The following is a 16,269-nucleotide window of genomic DNA, read 5'->3' as shown; positions in this document are numbered from 1 at the left end:
GAATATGGCAGGCAATAGTATTGGACAACTATTTAAAGTAACGACGTTTGGAGAGTCGCACGGTATTGCATTAGGTGGTATTGTTGATGGTGTTCCGCCAGGATTAGAATTGAGTGAAGCAGATCTTCAACCGGATTTGGATCGACGTAAACCGGGAACGTCTCGTTATACAACTCCTCGTCGGGAAGATGATGAAGTACAGATTTTATCAGGTGTGTTTGAAGGAAAAACAACGGGAACAAGTATTGGTTTATTGATTAAAAATAGCGATCAGCGTTCTAAAGATTATAGTGAGATCAAAGATCGTTTCCGTCCCGGACACGCTGATTATACCTATCAACAGAAATACGGCATTAGAGATTATCGTGGTGGCGGTCGTTCTTCCGCACGGGAAACCGCAATCCGTGTTGCAGCTGGAGGGATTGCTAAAAAATATCTTGCACAGCATTTCGGCATCAAAATTCGTGCATTTTTATCTCAAATTGGTGATATCCAAGTGCCGGCACAACAATTAGAGAAAATTGATTGGGATTTTGTTAACAGTAATCCATTTTTCTGTCCGGATGAGGCAACAATTGAAAAATTCGATGCATTAATCCGAGAATTAAAGAAAACCGGTGATTCTATTGGTGCAAAATTGACCGTGGTGGCGGAAAATGTTCCAGTTGGATTAGGTGAACCGGTTTTTGATCGTTTGGATGCCGATTTGGCACATGCTTTAATGGGAATTAATGCGGTTAAAGGTGTGGAAATAGGTGATGGATTTGCAGTGGTAACACAGCGTGGTAGTCAACATCGTGATGAAATGACACCGCAAGGTTTTTGTTCCAATCACGCCGGTGGAATTTTAGGAGGGATCAGTTCGGGGCAACCAATAGTAGCGACAATTGCATTAAAACCGACCTCTAGCATCACTATTCCGGGACGCAGCGTAAATTTGCACAATCAAGCAGTTGATGTGGTCACCAAAGGCAGACACGATCCTTGCGTCGGTATTCGTGCAGTGCCGATTGCAGAGGCAATGGTAGCGATCGTGTTAATGGATCATTTATTACGTTATCAAGGACAATGTGGATTAAAAAATGAAGCTTAGTCAGCGAATTGTTTTAGCGCTCTGTGTTATTTTTAGTTTGATGAATGTTGGTTTAGCGGAAACAGAATGGCAAAGAATTAAGCGACCGATTGCTGGTGATCCGTTGCCAATTGGCAGTTACAGCAATGGTTGTATTATTGGCGCACAGGCGTTGCCTTTACAAGGTGAAGGGTATCAGGTGATTCGCTCTCAAAAGCTGCGTTTTTTCGGGCATCCAGAGATGTTGAATTATTTGCAGCGTTTGGGACAAAAGGTTAAAAATGCAGGTTTGCCGACAATGTTAGTTGGCGATATTGCAATGCCCGCTGGTGGTCGTTTTGCTAGCGGGCACGCTAGCCATCAAATGGGATTGGATGCTGATATTTGGTTAAAAATGGGGGCAATGAGCGCAAAGCAGGCCTTAAACCCGACAGCTATTTTAATGGTGGATCGCAAAGCGCAACGGGTAGATGAGCGTGTTTGGACATCAAATCAGACAGAATTAATTCGTTTAGCGGCTCAGGATGATAAAGTGGCAAGAATCTTTGTCAATCCGGCGATTAAATTGAAACTGTGCCAAACGGTTAAAGGTGATCGTAGTTGGTTAAGAAAATTACGTCCGTGGTTTGGACACGATGCTCATTTTCACGTACGTTTACATTGCCCTAAGGGAGCTCAATATTGTGAAGAGCAGACACCGATTCCTGCTGGAGACGGTTGTGGTGAGGAGCTGATGTCGTGGTTTAAACCTCATTCTACAACTGTGCCGAGTTCACCGAAAAAAACACCACAATTGCCTTTTTTGTGTCAACAATTATTAGATTCCCCTGATAAACAGCAGTGGTTTGCACAATAACACAGCAAATAGAGGAGAAAAAATGGACATCGGCTTAGATATTTATGCGATTCTTTTTTTATTGGCTGGAGTAGCCGGTTTTATTGACGCTATTGCTGGAGGCGGTGGATTGATCACGATTCCTGCATTATTGGCAGCTGGATTACCGCCAGCAGCGGCATTAGCGACTAATAAATTACAGGCAAGTGGCGGTTCTTTTTCTGCAAGTCTTTATTTTGTGAGAAAAAAAGCGGTAGATTTGCGTACTGTTTGGAAGATGGTTATTGGTACTTTTACTGGTGCAATGATTGGTACGATTTCAGTGCAATTAATTGATGCATCTGTGATCAAATCGTTATTACCTATTTTGGTGTTGATTGTTGGCTTGTATTTTTTATTTTCCCCTAAATTAGGTGAGAAAGATTGTCATCAACGTTTAAGTTTTACTGCATTTGCATTAGCAGCGGCATTCCCGATTGGTTTTTATGATGGCTTTTTTGGTCCGGGAACAGGTTCTTTTTTGTGTGTCGCTTTTGTTACTTTATTAGGATTTAATTTAGCAAAAGCAACAGCTCACGCTAAAATTTTGAATTTCACTTCCAATTTTACCTCATTAGTCTTTTTTATCTTGGGTGGAGAAGTTTATTGGATGCTTGGATTTGTTATGATGATTGGTGGTTTTTTAGGAGCAAGATTAGGTGCCAAAATGGTATTAACTAAAGGGCAAAAATTAATTCGTCCAATGGTAGTCATAATGGCATTTATTATGACGGCAAAAATGATGTATGACTATGGTTGGTTTAACTGAATAGAATAAGATGTCTGACGAAAATAGAAGAATTACAGCACGAGCAGGGTATGAACCTCAGTTCCGTTGGAGTTATCTGCTTCCAAAATTTTGGGGTGTTTGGTTTGGTGTGTTTTTATTAGCTTTATTGGCTTTTGTGCCGTTTCGTTGCCGTGATGTTTTGGCAGCGAAAATTGGTTTATTGGTCGGGAAAATAGCAAAAAAACAACGAAAACGGGCACAAGTCAATTTACGTTACTGTTTTCCACATTGGAGTGAACAGCAGCGTGAGCAAGTGATCGACAAAATGTTTATTACAGTGGCACAAACAATGTTGGGAATTGGAGAAATAGCATTGCGTTCCACTAAGCATTTGCAAAAAAGGAGTCTGTTTTTAGGTATAGAGCATTTACGTCAGGCAAAACAGCAGGGTAAAAATATTATTTTGCTGGTTCCTCATACTTGGGCTATTGATGCTTCCGGTATCATTTTGCATACGCAAGGAATGCCAATGACCGCAATGTATAATCCACATCGAAATCCACTGGTAGATTGGCTTTGGAATACGGTTCGAGAACGTTTCGGCGGCAAAATGCACGCACGCCAAAATGGAATTAAGCCTTTTCTGAATGCAGTCCGCAAAGGGGAGATGGGCTATTATCTGCCGGATGAAGATTATGGCGAAGAATTAAGTGTTTATGCCGATTTTTTTGCAACTTACAAGGCGACATTACCCGGACTGAATAAAATGTGCAAAATCGCTAAAGCTGTGGTAATTCCAATGTTTGCCCGTTATAACGTACAACAAGGACGTTATGAAATTGAGATTGATGCACCATTAGCGTTGACAGACGATGAGCATCAAAGTGCAAGGTTAATGAATGAAGTAATCGAAAAATTTGTAACGGCAACACCAGAACAGTATGTTTGGATTTTACGATTACTGAGAACGCGTAAAGACGGCGTTGATATTTATCAATAGAAATTTTATTTTTTGATATAAAAGTGTATTTTTTCAGAAGTAGCACTGTTAGAATACGAAACTTTGAGAACAGCGGAAGCTGTATAATTTTTGTTAGGCAAATTATAATGAACCAACAGCAAAAAGAATTAATTAAATCATCAATTAAATCTATTCCAAATTATCCTGCGGAAGGCATTATTTTCCGTGATATTACCAGTTTAGTCGAAACTCCGATAGCATTTAAAGCAACTATCGATTTAATCACAGAGTACTTTAAAGATAAAAACATTACAAAAGTTGCCGGTACAGAATCAAGAGGATTTATTTTCGGTGCGCCGGTAGCGTTGGCTTTAAATGTGCCTTTTATTTTAGTGAGAAAACCAGGTAAATTGCCGCGTGAAGTGATTTCGCAATCTTATGAATTAGAGTATGGTCAGGATACTCTAGAAATGCATACCGATTCAGTCAATCAAAATGATAATGTGCTTATTATTGACGATTTGTTGGCGACCGGCGGCACAGTGGAGGCCACTATTAAATTGATTCAACGTTTAGGCGGTAAAGTTGAACACGCTGCATTTGTTATTAGTTTACCCGAATTAGGTGGTGAAGAGCGTTTGCGTAAATTGGGTGTAGAACCTTTTACATTGGTGGATTTTGCCGGACACTAACATAAGATAAAAAGGGAAAGTATGAGTTATCAGGTATTGGCGCGTAAATGGAGACCGGATCAGTTTTCTGATGTAGTAGGGCAGGAGCATATTATTGCTGCGTTGACCAATGCCTTAAATAATCAACGATTACACCATGCTTATCTGTTTTCCGGCACTCGCGGTGTTGGAAAAACATCTATTGCTCGTCTGTTTGCCAAAGGATTAAATTGTGAAAAAGGGATTACAGCTACTCCGTGCGGTGAATGTGAAAATTGTCGTGCGATTAAAGAAGGGAATTTTATTGATCTGATTGAAATCGATGCGGCTTCACGTACTAAAGTCGAAGATACTCGAGAGTTGCTGGATAATGTGCAATACAAACCGGTACGTGGTCGATTCAAGATTTATCTTATCGATGAAGTGCATATGTTATCTCGACATAGTTTTAATGCGTTGTTAAAAACATTGGAAGAGCCGCCCGAATATGTCAAATTCCTCTTGGCAACGACCGATCCGCAAAAATTGCCAATTACTGTTCTTTCCCGATGCATTCAATTTCATTTAAAAGCGTTGGATGCGGATGTGATTGCTGCACATTTGCAGAAATTATTGCAAAAAGAGCATATCGATTATCAACCACAAGCTTTGATGAAAATTGCGCGTGCGGCACAAGGCAGTGTGCGTGATGCTTTAAGTTTAACCGATCAAGCGATAGCCTTGAGTAATAGCAATATTAATGTCAATGATGTCAATATGATGCTTGGCTTGTTGGATAACGATAAATCAATCGCCTTATTAAAAGCGCTTTCTCAAGCAGATGGTGAGCAAGCAATGCAAGTGTTGTATGAGATTACACAACAAGGCGTTGATTGGGAAAGAGTATTGCAGGAGATGGCAGAAACGTTACATCAAATTGCTATGTTGCAGTTCCTACCGCCAAATCCTGAACAAGCGAATACGGCATTAACTTTATTAGCAAAAAATCTCTCGCCAGAGGATGTGCAGTTCTATTACGAATTAATGGTTAAAGGACGAGAAGAACTGTCTTATTCACCGGATCCCAAAATTGGTGTTGAGATGACGATGTTGCGTGCATTGGCGTTTCATCCAAAGCGTTTTTCCTTGCCTAATGAAACGGCAGTTGTTTCTCATACAGAAATTACCTCTGAAAAAATTGAGAAGTCACCTTTTTCTGTACAGCATTCGCTACAACAGAGTACGAGTAATGATGTACAAATAACCCCTGTGAATGGGGAAACTACAGGTAGTAGTTGGAAACAGGTCGTGCAGCCGCAAATTGACAGTAATGAAGCGACTATACCGGCGGATAGCAATCAACAACAGTCGATTAAGTCTTCAGCACAACAATCTTTGAGTATTCTGCAAGCGGTTTCTAATCTAGAACAAGGGCAGACGGCACATATGGTTCTGGATAATAAGAATGTTGTAGAGAGCGAAAAAAAAAAGTTTGATCTTGTAGAAGATCGAGCTATTCGGTCAGTAAATGAAGTACCTCCTTCAATTTCAAGAAAACAGAATTCTGAACCTGAAAATAGGGAGCTTATAACAAATGATTATGCTCATAATATAGATGTTGCAGAACCATCATCTTCGTTGTGGGAAAAAGCTAGTACTGAAGCCAACGATGAAGAAGAAAGCGAAAATGAAAGTATCAATGAGGATTATCACTGGTCTTGGAGCGATCCTTCATTGGCACTTCAGGGACAGGCAGTAAAGCCTTCGGAAATTAAACAAACTTTATTGAAACGATATACGCCTGAAGTATTGGAGCAGATTATTGCTTTAACTGCAAAACAGAGTGAGTGGAGCAGTGATATTGAAAAAATGGCAGTTAAGGGCAATAGCAAAGGTATTTTATTAAAATCGGTGATCCTTGAAAAAACAGATGATTTTTTGAAATTAGGTCTGCGTCCTGAAGCCTTTAATTTATTAAAAACTTTAGATTCGGCTTTTATTACACAAGCATTGAAAGATTTTTACGGGAATCAAATGCGGATTGAGCTTGATGTTTATCAAGGAGATCAAAAAACACCGTTTGAGATTCGCAACGAAATTTATCAGCAATTAGTGATTCAAGCACAACAAAATTTGCAACAAGATCCGGTGTTACAGGATTTTATGCAACAATTTGAGGCTAAGATTGCTTTAGATTCCGTTCGTCCGACAGGTAAATCGAATCATTGAGAATTGCACAAATATACTTTTCAGTTAAAATACAGCTTTTATTTTTCACTACACAATAGATAGGTAAACATTATGTTTGGAAAAGGTGGATTGGGAGGCTTGATGAAACAGGCCCAACAGATGCAGGAACGGATGCAGAAAATGCAAGAAGAGATTGCACAGATGGAAGTTACAGGAGAATCTGGTGCCGGCTTGGTTAAAGTAACAGTTAATGGTGCACATAGTTGCCGCCGTGTGGAGATCGATCCTTCTTTATTAGAAGATGATAAGGAAATGTTGGAGGATTTGGTTGCTGCTGCATTTAATGATGCAGTACGCCGTGCGGATGAATTACAAAAAGAGAAAATGGCTTCCGTTACAGCCGGAATGCAATTACCATCAGGTTTTAAAATGCCTTTCTAATAAAGATGGGGAGCAATAGGCTCCCTTATCTATGTTGTTAAATATAATTTCAATTAGGTCCTTTCTTTAATTATGCAAATTAGCCCTTTACTTGATGAATTGATGGATGCTTTACGTTGTTTGCCGGGAGTCGGTCCAAAATCTGCACAACGAATGGCATATTATTTATTACAGCGTGATCGTAGCGGTGCAATGAATTTGGCTAAAACGTTGACAGAAGCGATGGCTCATATCGGTCATTGTAGTCAATGTCGAACTTTTACAGAAGAGGAGGTGTGTAATATTTGCAATAATTATCGCCGCCAAGAGAACGGGCAGTTATGTATAGTGGAAATGCCTTCTGATATTCAGGCGATTGAACAGACAGGGCAATTTTCAGGTCGTTACTTTGTACTAATGGGACATTTATCGCCATTGGATGGTATCGGGCCAAAAGAGATTGGCTTGGACTTATTACAGAAAAGATTGCAGACAGAATCTTTTTCTGAAGTGATCTTAGCGACTAATCCAACAATTGAAGGCGATGCGACGGCGAATTATATTGCAGAAATGTGTCAACAGTATGGTGTAAAAGTGAGCCGTATTGCTCACGGTATTCCGGTTGGTGGTGAGCTGGAAATGGTGGACGGTACAACGTTATCACATTCGTTTATAGGAAGACGAGAATTAAAGTAGTAAAGCAAATTGGATTTTCATCATTTGTATGGGCGATTCTTTATCCTATTTTCCTTTTACGTTACAATAACTCAATTCTATGAATAAGCAGGATAATTATGGCAAAACAGGCTCTTTTTTATGTTTTTTCTGAGGTAACTATACAAGAAAATCCTTTAGAAAATAAAGCGTGTGATTTGGCAGCAGATGCGTGGCGATTAGGAAAGAAAGTACTGATTTCTTGCCAAAATGAAGAGCAGGCTTTGTTGATTGATGAACTGTTATGGCAACGAGAGCCACAACAGTTTGTCCCGCATAATTTATCCGGTGAGGTTAGCGGTTTTATGACGCCGGTAGAAATCTGTTGGCCGGGAAAGCGTAATTCACAACGGCGAGATCTATTAATTTCATTATCATTACAGGTTCCTGAATTTGCATTACTTTTCCCTCAAGTGATAGAATTTGTTCCGGCAGATGAACAACTGAAAGCGCTAGCCAGAGAACGCTATAAATATTATCGGCAGCTAGGGTGGCAGTTGAGTACGGAGCAAATTTAATGTCGTGGATTGCAAAATCTTTCGCCCAACTTAGCACAGAAGAATTGTTTGCCATTTATCAATTACGCACCGCCGTGTTTGTGGTGGAACAGCAATGTGCCTATCAAGAAGTGGATCACTGGGATAAAAGTGCGGTGCATTTTTGGCAAGAATTTGACGGCAAAATTTGTGCTTACTGCCGCATTATCCCACAAGATGACGGTGTGCATATAGGTAGAGTGCTAGTAGCACAACAGGCACGGGGCAAAGGCTTAGCCAAAGAATTAGTGCAACAAGCGTTGGCTTATTGCCAACAACATTGGACAACTCAACCCGTGCTAATCCAAGCTCAAACTTATTTACAGGATTTTTATCAATCTTTCGGCTTCCAAGCCATTTCAACGGAATATTTAGAAGATGGAATACCGCATTTGGATATGAAATTGGCGAGCTAAGGTTGGAGGAAGAAATAATGAAACCAATGACAAAAGAAGAAATCATTGAACAACAACGGCAGTTGCATATTCTTTTTAAAGCGTGGATGGAAGATAAGAAAAAGCGTGAGGTGCTGACATTTCAACGTCCTAATGGAAATATTGTTCAGCATTATCCAGATGGACACGAAGAAGTGATTAAATATGCAGAATAATTTAGCCATTTTCTATTGTGGGACAAATGGTGCTGGAAAAAGCACCTTACGTTCTTTTAATCAGGATTCTGTTCAAGTAGTGATTGATTCTGATCATATTGCGATGGAACTTAATCCACAAAATCCTCGACGCGCAGATATAGAGGCGGGGAGAAAAGCGGTTGAATTATTTAAGTATGCACTTAAAAATCAGGTTTCGTTTTCAATGGAATCGACTCTTGCAGGAAAGTCTATTTTGCATCGTATGCAACAAGCTAAATCAAAAGGGTTTTACGTAAGATTAAATTATATCGGGGTCAATGATCCTGACATTAATGTGAAAAGGGTGCAGGCGAGAGTAGCTAATGGTGGACATTTTATTGATGAAACTACCATTCGTAAACGTTATGATATTAGTCGGCAAAATTTAATTTTAGCATTACCTTTTTGTGATGAAGCATTTATTTATGATAATTCAGCGGAAATGCCGATACTTATTTTTCATCTTTCTAAATCGAAAAGGATTACTCAATTTGAAAAAGTATTACCTGATTGGTGTGAGGATTTATTAGCAGAATTATTACAGTTAGATTTTAATTTAGTTTAGTTAAAAACAGAGAAAAACCAATGACACAAAAATTTGAAATGGAAGATCGTTTTGATCCTTCTGCCGTAGAACAAGCACTTTATAAACACTGGGAAGAACAGGGCTATTTTAAGCCGAATGAAAATCCGAATGCACCGAGTTATTGTATTGCGATTCCGCCGCCGAATGTAACGGGATCGTTGCATATGGGGCACGCTTTCCAGCAAACCTTAATGGATACGCTTATCCGTTTTCATCGTATGGAGGGGGATAACACCCTTTGGCAGGCGGGGACTGACCACGCAGGGATCGCTACGCAAATGGTGGTGGAGCGTAAAATTGCGGCAGAAGAGGGTAAAACTCGCCACGATTACGGACGCGAAGCCTTTATCGAAAAAATCTGGGATTGGAAAGCTTATTCAGGTGGCACAATCAGCCAGCAAATGCGCCGTTTGGGTAACTCGATTGACTGGGATCGTGAGCGTTTCACGATGGACGATGGTCTTTCTGATGCGGTGAAAGAAGTCTTTGTGCGTTTGCACGAAGAGGGCTTGATTTATCGTGGGAAACGCCTTGTAAACTGGGATCCAAAACTACACACCGCGATTTCCGATCTCGAAGTGGAAAATAAGGAAAGCAAAGGCTCGCTCTGGCATTTCCGCTATCCATTGGCGAACGGTGAAAAAACAGCAGACGGTAAGGATTATTTAGTGGTGGCGACCACCCGTCCTGAAACAATGCTGGGCGATACCGCGGTGGCGGTACACCCTGAAGATGAACGCTATCAATCTCTTATCGGCAAAACCGTGATCTTACCGCTGGCGAATCGTGAAATCCCGATTATCGCTGATGATTATGTGGATCGTGAATTTGGAACGGGAGTAGTGAAAATCACACCTGCTCACGATTTCAACGACTACGAAGTGGGTAAGCGTCATCAGTTGCCAATGGTGAACGTGATGACTTTGAATGCGGATATTCGTGATGAAGCGGAAATCATCGGCGTAGATAATAAGCCGTTAGCGGATTATGTGGCGGAAATTCCTGAGAAATATCGTGGAATGGAGCGTTTTGCCGCACGTAAACAAATCGTGGCAGATTTTGAGGCTTTAGGTTTGTTGGAAGAAATTAAACCGCACGATCTTAAAGTTCCTTATGGCGATCGGGGTGGTGTGCCGATTGAGCCAATGCTGACCGATCAATGGTATGTGAGCGTAAAACCGTTGGCAGAAGTGGCGACCAAAGCGGTGGAAGATGGCGAAATCCAATTCGTGCCGAAACAATATGAAAACCTTTATTTCTCGTGGATGCGTGATATTCAAGACTGGTGTATTTCTCGCCAACTGTGGTGGGGACACCGAATTCCAGCTTGGTATGATGAAGAGGGTAATATTTATGTGGCTCGCAGTGAAGAAGAAGTGCGGTCAAAATATCACTTAAATTCTGACGTGAAACTCAAACAAGATGAAGATGTGCTAGACACGTGGTTCTCTTCTGCTTTATGGACGTTCTCCACGCTTGGCTGGCCGCAGCAAACAAAAGAACTGAAAATGTTCCACCCAACAGATGTGTTAATCACAGGTTTTGACATCATTTTCTTCTGGGTGGCACGAATGATTATGTTCACAATGCACTTCATCAAAGATGAAAATGGCAAGCCGCAAGTGCCGTTCAAAACCGTGTATGTAACGGGCTTGATCCGTGATGAAAACGGGCAAAAAATGTCGAAATCAAAAGGCAACGTGCTTGATCCGATTGATATGATTGACGGCATCAGCCTTGAAGATTTGTTAGAAAAACGCACCGGCAATATGATGCAACCGCAATTAGCGGAAAAAATCGCTAAAGCCACCCGCAAAGAGTTTGCCGATGGCATTGCTGCTCACGGTACTGATGCCTTGCGTTTCACCCTCGCCGCCCTTGCCAGCAATGGACGTGACATTAACTGGGATATGAAACGTTTGGAGGGTTACCGCAATTTCTGTAATAAGTTATGGAATGCGAGCCGTTTCGTTCTAACCAATGAGAAGCTAGATTTGTCTGAGGGCGAGGTGGAATATAGCCTTGCGGATCGTTGGATTCAATCGATGTTTAACCGTACAACCCAAGCTGTCCGCACCGCATTTGGGCAATATCGTTTTGATTTAGCCGCCAACGCGATTTATGAATTTACTTGGGATCAGTTCTGCGACTGGTATTTGGAACTCACCAAGCCTGTGTTCGCTCAAGGCTCAGAAGCTCAAAAACGTGGGGCGAGCCGTACGCTAGTGAATGTGTTGGAAAAATTGTTGCGTTTAGCTCACCCGATTATTCCATTCATCACGGAAGAAATTTGGCAAAAAGTGAAAGGCTTTGCGGGCGTGAATGGCGACACCATTATGCTTCAGCCTTATCCGCAATGTGAGCCAAGTCAGCTTGATGAGCAAGCCGAACAGCAAATCAACTGGCTGAAAGAGATTATCATCGCGGTGCGTAATATCCGTGCGGAACGTAATATTGCTCCAAGTAAAGGCTTAGAGGCATTATTACGCCATTTAACGCCAGAACAGCAACAAATTCTTGCCGATAATTGCACATTATTAGCAAGTATGGCGAAATTAGATAGCATTGAAGTGTTAAACGATGGAGTAGAAGCACCATTCTCAGTAACCAAATTGATTGGCAACACGGAACTTCTTATTCCAATGGCTGGCTTTATTGATAAAGCCACTGAATTAGCACGCCTAACCAAAGAACTAGAGAAACTCAATGGTGAAATTGCGCGCATTGAAAACAAATTGAGCAATGAAGCTTTTGTGGCGAAAGCCCCTGAGCAAGTCATTGCTAAAGAACGCGAAAAAATGCAAGGCTATTTGGATGGTCTTGATAAATTAAAAGCACAATATGCTGCTATTGAAGCGTTATAAGTAGAAATAAAAGGCATATCTTTTTGAAGATATGCCTTAAAAATATAAGTAAAAACCTACGATAGCTCGTAGGTTTGTTATTAATAAATAATGTTATTCTTTTATGCCTTCAACTTGATAGTTAATTTGCCAATATAATAGCTGGGAATAAGATCTTATTTCTTTTGCTTCCTCTTCACCTATCTCAAGTTGCTTTTCAGTTTCACCATTCTGTTTATTCCACTGATATTTGACAATATTTTCAGAATGGAGATCGTAAACTGCATCAGGGGTAATAAATACGGTTTCATTAAAAGCAAAATTGAATTTATTCTCTGCTTGATTCGATAATAAATTTCTTCCAGCCAAATGCCAATATTCGCAATCAGATAGACTCAATGCAAATAACGTAGGCATAATATCTTTATGTGAACCCAATCTATAAGGATTAAAGTCTATTGCTAAATTTGCTTTTATAGTTGATGGGATATGAATAAAAAATGGTACTGTTTTATCTAAAAACAGATCAAGCGGAAAACGATTTTCCATTGCACGCATATAATGATCACCTGTTGCGGCAATAATTGTTTTTTCTGCAATAGCACTCTTTTCTATATTTTCAATAAATTCGCCTAATGCATTTGCTGCATATTGGAATGCCTGCAAAATATTTTTCTGTTCAGTTTTATCCTTAGCTAAAATCTTCCCAGTCAATATATCCGGATTGACCACAAAAGGATGATAGTGATCCGGTGCTTTGAACGGTGGATGATTTGTCATTGTTAGAATATTAATAAAAAGTGGCTGGTTACTTTCTTGCAATAATTTTTCTGCCAATTTAAAAGCATATTCATCAGCAACACCCCAATAGGAGAGGGTAGTTTTTGATTCGGGAAATGTATCTATAATCGAGTTTTGATCGTAAAGTTCATCAATACCTTGCAGCGGCATATAGTTGGCTAAATTACGCCACATAATATTTCCTGCAGTAATAAAAACGGTTTTATAACCTTTATTTTTATAAATAAAAAACGGAGTTTGTAACAAACTTTTATTTTGTGCGATCGATTGGCTAATATTTTGAATCGGACTATAAAAATAGAGAGAAGATAGTGATGGTGCTGTGCCATTATAGTCGGAAGTAAAAAACTTAAAATAATAATCCTGCTGAAAATATTTGCGCAATTTCCCCAACAAATCATTTGTTTCAGTGTTATCAAGTTGTAAAAAATTATTGCCAAAACTTTCCATTAAAGCCATAACAATATGTGGTGGGTTTTGTTGCAAAAAAGTATTTTTTTCAGTTTTATCAATAAAAAATTGTTGAGGATTTTCGTACTCGAAACATTGGGTTGTCGGAATAATTTTTGTAAATTGTTTGATTAATTTTGAACCCTGTTTTTTATCAACGGCTGAGAATTGAATGTCACGTTTTCGATCTTCAAAGGCCCATTTCATTGCAATAATGCCATTCGGCACCATTTGATTAATAATACTTAATGAGGAAACTTGGGCGTGCATTTTTGCTAATGGATGAGTGAAAAAATACCCTCTAGCAGCATAAGCAAGATAGATAAAAATGATTAAGCTAAAAATAGTAGTAATGAATGTACTATAATTTTTTATTGCTAAGGGTTGTTGATTTAGAATACAAATAAAAACAAATGTAGGGAAAACAGCAGCTATAATGGTGAGGAATATTAGTTTAAGAATAGGATAATCTTCCCAAATATTATTTAAGACGGCTTTAGTATCATCTTCGACAATACCAAACATAAAAATATTGTAATAGCTTTTATAGGTTTTAAAGTAAAAATAGTTACCGATATTAATACCGGTAAAGAGTAATGAAATTAGAAAAATATAGAAACTGAAGAAGCTAATTGTCGCTTGATAAAGCGAAAATGCGATTAAAACTGAACCAATAATAAAAGGAACAGCAATAATTATTGCACTGATTTTGGCATCATAGCGATACCCCATTCTCCACATACGAGAAAATGAACGGTAATTTTGAGGATCTTGCAATAAATCCGTATCGATGAAACTTTTTACCATATATTTTCTAATCAATGTGGTTTGAAAAACAAAATAAAAAAATAAAATGGTGAGAATAAAGAGAAAGTTTAAATAAAAAGTCATTTATGAATTCCCCAAACGAGAGTTATTTATCTTCAAACCAAATTAATGTCGCCATTCTTCCTGTAATTTTATCTCGACGATAAGAATAAAATTTTTCCGGCTCGGAGTAAGTGCAATATTCGCCACCACTAATATTTTTAGATAGCACGCCTGCTTGTTGTAGACGAATTCTTGCTAATTGATAAATATCTGCAAAATATTTACCTTGATTTTGGTCATCAATCTTAAACGCCTGTTTTGCCGTTTCATTATTTAAACAAAAGGCATCATAAACATCCTGCCCGACTTGAAATGCTTTGGCACTGATAGCCGGAGCAAGCCAGACTTTAATTTTATCTGCCGGCGCGTTAAAGCAGTGCAGGGTATTTTCTAATATACTGTTGGCTAACCCTCGCCAACCGGCGTGGGCAGCGGCAACTTCTTGACCATTTTCGGCAGCAAAAATAACCGGTAAGCAATCTGCTGTCATAATGAGGCAGACTTGATTAGGTTGGTTGCTGTAACAGGCATCTGCGGTTTTATCTTCGCTGTTAAGAGGCAATCTTTTAACAAGATTGCTGTGTATTTGCGTGAGAAAAGTTGGTGATTGCGGCAATTGAAATTGTTCTACCAACAATTGTCGATTTTTAGCAACGATTTCTGCGGTATCGCCAACGTGATCGCCTAAATTCATACCGGCATAAGCACCGCAGCTATAACCGCCGCTACGTAGAGTACTTAAGGCGTGAATATTATTCGGCACTTGCCAATTTGGGTAAATTGCGTCCATCAATAATCTAACTCATCTTTGTGTAGTTCGTAATCTGCTTTTAGTGCATTGACTAATGTGACAAAGTCATCCGGCAATGGTGCATACCACTCCCTTAATTCACCGCTAATCGGATGTTCTAAACGTAACATAATAGCGTGCAGTGCTTGACGTTGGAATTGTCGTAATACGGTTAATAATGCTTCACTTGCCTCTTTTGGTGGTTTAGGGCGTCCGCCATAAGTTTGATCGCCAAGTAACGGATGCGCGATATATGCCATATGTACGCGAATTTGGTGCGTACGTCCGGTTTCAAGTCGCAATCTTAAGCGAGTGTAATTACGAAAACGCTCCATAATGCGATAGTGAGTGACCGCCGGTTTGCCTAATGGATGTACCGCCATATGTGTGCGCTTGGTAGGATGGCGCGCCATTGGCTGATCAATCGTTCCTCCTTTCGTCATAATACCGCTGGCAATGGCTTCGTATTCGCGAGTAATTTGCCGTTTTTGTAATGCACGAACCAGTTTGGTTTGTGCCTCTATTGTTTTGGCAACCACCATTAAACCGGTGGTGTCTTTGTCTAAACGATGTACAATCCCAGCACGCGGCACTTCCGCAATCGGCGGATAATGATATAAAAGAGCGTTTAATACGGTATTATCGGGGTTACCTGCCCCCGGATGGACAACGAGATCTTTGCTTTTATTAATTACAAGGATATGTTCATCTTCGTATACAATATTAAGCGGAATATTTTGTGGTGTAAAACGAGTATCTTCTTCTATTTCTGCCTGCATAATGATTTGTTCCGTGCCGAACACTTTTTCTTTAGGTACGGTAACAATCCTATTATCTACCTGCACTAAACCAGCTTCGATCCAAGTTTTGATGCGAGAACGAGAATATTCCGGAAACAATTCTGCTAAAGTTTGGTCTAAACGTTGACCTAATTGATGAGGTTGAACCTCTGCTGTTAGTTTTTTGTGTTCCATCGTGTTTTTAATTCCAGTAATATAAACATTTAATTATTTGCTGATACACTATACAATAACAGCAACCAATAGAGTTAAAGTCGTGATTTTACCTTAACTGTTCACGAGTTTATAGAGCAAATCAAGAATTGTGTAATTGTTGTGCAATTCACCTAATAAAAATTTAAGGATTTAGAT

At 39.6% G+C, this 16,269-nt stretch carries 16 protein-coding genes; 13 read left to right on the top strand and 3 right to left on the bottom strand.

Annotated features, from left to right (window positions below):
- Positions 1-4: 4 nt before the first annotated feature.
- The 13 genes from aroC (at position 5) to JP36_RS09055 (ending at position 12,228) form a co-directional block, all read left to right on the top strand.
- On the top strand, positions 5-1,093 hold the full coding sequence (gene aroC, locus JP36_RS09110) for a chorismate synthase (RefSeq protein ID WP_039174054.1): 1,089 nt from the start codon (positions 5-7) through the stop codon (positions 1,091-1,093).
- Positions 1,083-1,928 (top strand): penicillin-insensitive murein endopeptidase, encoded by an 846-nt coding sequence (gene mepA / locus JP36_RS09105; protein ID WP_039174051.1) that lies wholly within the window; start codon positions 1,083-1,085, stop codon positions 1,926-1,928. Before aroC ends, mepA begins: the two co-directional genes overlap by 11 nt.
- 22 nt (positions 1,929-1,950) lie before the next feature.
- Complete coding sequence (locus JP36_RS09100; protein ID WP_039174048.1) at positions 1,951-2,715, top strand: TSUP family transporter; 765 nt, start codon at positions 1,951-1,953, stop codon at positions 2,713-2,715.
- Positions 2,716-2,725: 10 nt separating this feature from the next.
- Positions 2,726-3,676: a lauroyl-Kdo(2)-lipid IV(A) myristoyltransferase gene (lpxM, locus tag JP36_RS09095; protein WP_039174046.1), complete on the top strand. Its 951-nt coding sequence runs from the start codon at positions 2,726-2,728 to the stop codon at positions 3,674-3,676.
- A gap of 107 nt (positions 3,677-3,783) precedes the next feature.
- On the top strand, positions 3,784-4,329 hold the full coding sequence (apt, locus tag JP36_RS09090; protein ID WP_039174043.1) for an adenine phosphoribosyltransferase: 546 nt from the start codon (positions 3,784-3,786) through the stop codon (positions 4,327-4,329).
- Positions 4,330-4,350: 21 nt separating this feature from the next.
- Positions 4,351-6,516, top strand: coding sequence for a DNA polymerase III subunit gamma/tau (gene dnaX / locus JP36_RS09085; RefSeq protein ID WP_039174042.1), 2,166 nt, complete (start codon positions 4,351-4,353; stop codon positions 6,514-6,516).
- A 72-nt stretch (positions 6,517-6,588) separates the two neighbouring features.
- A complete protein-coding gene (locus JP36_RS09080) occupies positions 6,589-6,918 on the top strand; it encodes a YbaB/EbfC family nucleoid-associated protein (protein WP_039174040.1) in 330 nt (109 codons plus the stop codon).
- A gap of 72 nt (positions 6,919-6,990) precedes the next feature.
- Positions 6,991-7,593 (top strand): recombination mediator RecR, encoded by a 603-nt coding sequence (recR, locus tag JP36_RS09075; protein ID WP_013746785.1) that lies wholly within the window; start codon positions 6,991-6,993, stop codon positions 7,591-7,593.
- A 98-nt stretch (positions 7,594-7,691) separates the two neighbouring features.
- On the top strand, positions 7,692-8,129 hold the full coding sequence (locus JP36_RS09070) for a DNA polymerase III subunit chi (protein WP_039174039.1): 438 nt from the start codon (positions 7,692-7,694) through the stop codon (positions 8,127-8,129).
- Entirely contained in the window at positions 8,129-8,563 is a 435-nt protein-coding gene (locus JP36_RS09065; RefSeq protein WP_039174037.1) for a GNAT family N-acetyltransferase, read from the top strand. Before JP36_RS09070 ends, JP36_RS09065 begins: the two co-directional genes overlap by 1 nt.
- Before the next feature lie 17 nt (positions 8,564-8,580).
- Positions 8,581-8,757 carry a hypothetical protein gene (locus tag JP36_RS11550; RefSeq protein WP_018347122.1) on the top strand — a complete coding sequence of 59 codons (177 nt, stop codon included), beginning with the start codon at positions 8,581-8,583 and terminating at the stop codon, positions 8,755-8,757.
- A complete protein-coding gene (locus JP36_RS09060; protein WP_039174034.1) occupies positions 8,747-9,343 on the top strand; it encodes a zeta toxin family protein in 597 nt (198 codons plus the stop codon). Before JP36_RS11550 ends, JP36_RS09060 begins: the two co-directional genes overlap by 11 nt.
- A 20-nt stretch (positions 9,344-9,363) precedes the next feature.
- Positions 9,364-12,228 carry a valine--tRNA ligase gene (locus JP36_RS09055; protein WP_039174029.1) on the top strand — a complete coding sequence of 955 codons (2,865 nt, stop codon included), beginning with the start codon at positions 9,364-9,366 and terminating at the stop codon, positions 12,226-12,228.
- Between the two features lie 93 nt (positions 12,229-12,321).
- Here the strand turns inward: JP36_RS09055 and JP36_RS09050 are convergent, their stop codons facing one another.
- The 3 genes from JP36_RS09050 to rluD are packed head-to-tail and all read right to left on the bottom strand — an operon-like array spanning position 12,322 to position 16,092.
- Positions 12,322-14,349, bottom strand: a complete 2,028-nt coding sequence (locus JP36_RS09050; protein ID WP_052119485.1) for an LTA synthase family protein — start codon at positions 14,347-14,349, stop codon at positions 12,322-12,324.
- A 22-nt stretch (positions 14,350-14,371) separates the two neighbouring features.
- Complete coding sequence (pgeF, locus tag JP36_RS09045) at positions 14,372-15,118, bottom strand: peptidoglycan editing factor PgeF (RefSeq protein ID WP_039174027.1); 747 nt, start codon at positions 15,116-15,118, stop codon at positions 14,372-14,374.
- A complete protein-coding gene (rluD, locus tag JP36_RS09040) occupies positions 15,118-16,092 on the bottom strand; it encodes a 23S rRNA pseudouridine(1911/1915/1917) synthase RluD (RefSeq protein ID WP_039174026.1) in 975 nt (324 codons plus the stop codon). The genes pgeF and rluD overlap by 1 nt, the downstream gene beginning before the upstream one ends.
- Positions 16,093-16,269 lie beyond the last annotated feature (177 nt).

The organism is Gallibacterium genomosp. 1, assembly GCF_000771875.1.
Lineage (GTDB): Bacteria > Pseudomonadota > Gammaproteobacteria > Enterobacterales > Pasteurellaceae > Gallibacterium.
Note: the sequence above shows the minus strand (reverse complement) of the source record. Positions and strands in the feature narration are given on the sequence as shown.

Excerpts from the sequence above, each read along its gene's own strand:
- aroC (WP_039174054.1), top strand. The coding sequence starts at position 5 with ATGGCAGGCAATAGTATTGGACAACTATTTAAAGTAACGACGTTTGGA.
- mepA (WP_039174051.1), top strand. The coding sequence starts at position 1,083 with ATGAAGCTTAGTCAGCGAATTGTTTTAGCGCTCTGTGTTATTTTTAGT.
- JP36_RS09100 (WP_039174048.1), top strand. The coding sequence starts at position 1,951 with ATGGACATCGGCTTAGATATTTATGCGATTCTTTTTTTATTGGCTGGA.
- lpxM (WP_039174046.1), top strand. The coding sequence starts at position 2,726 with ATGTCTGACGAAAATAGAAGAATTACAGCACGAGCAGGGTATGAACCT.
- apt (WP_039174043.1), top strand. The coding sequence starts at position 3,784 with ATGAACCAACAGCAAAAAGAATTAATTAAATCATCAATTAAATCTATT.
- dnaX (WP_039174042.1), top strand. The coding sequence starts at position 4,351 with ATGAGTTATCAGGTATTGGCGCGTAAATGGAGACCGGATCAGTTTTCT.
- JP36_RS09080 (WP_039174040.1), top strand. The coding sequence starts at position 6,589 with ATGTTTGGAAAAGGTGGATTGGGAGGCTTGATGAAACAGGCCCAACAG.
- recR (WP_013746785.1), top strand. The coding sequence starts at position 6,991 with ATGCAAATTAGCCCTTTACTTGATGAATTGATGGATGCTTTACGTTGT.
- JP36_RS09070 (WP_039174039.1), top strand. The coding sequence starts at position 7,692 with ATGGCAAAACAGGCTCTTTTTTATGTTTTTTCTGAGGTAACTATACAA.
- JP36_RS09065 (WP_039174037.1), top strand. The coding sequence starts at position 8,129 with ATGTCGTGGATTGCAAAATCTTTCGCCCAACTTAGCACAGAAGAATTG.
- JP36_RS11550 (WP_018347122.1), top strand. The coding sequence starts at position 8,581 with ATGAAACCAATGACAAAAGAAGAAATCATTGAACAACAACGGCAGTTG.
- JP36_RS09060 (WP_039174034.1), top strand. The coding sequence starts at position 8,747 with ATGCAGAATAATTTAGCCATTTTCTATTGTGGGACAAATGGTGCTGGA.
- JP36_RS09055 (WP_039174029.1), top strand. The coding sequence starts at position 9,364 with ATGACACAAAAATTTGAAATGGAAGATCGTTTTGATCCTTCTGCCGTA.
- JP36_RS09050 (WP_052119485.1), bottom strand. The coding sequence starts at position 14,349 with ATGACTTTTTATTTAAACTTTCTCTTTATTCTCACCATTTTATTTTTT.
- pgeF (WP_039174027.1), bottom strand. The coding sequence starts at position 15,118 with ATGGACGCAATTTACCCAAATTGGCAAGTGCCGAATAATATTCACGCC.
- rluD (WP_039174026.1), bottom strand. The coding sequence starts at position 16,092 with ATGGAACACAAAAAACTAACAGCAGAGGTTCAACCTCATCAATTAGGT.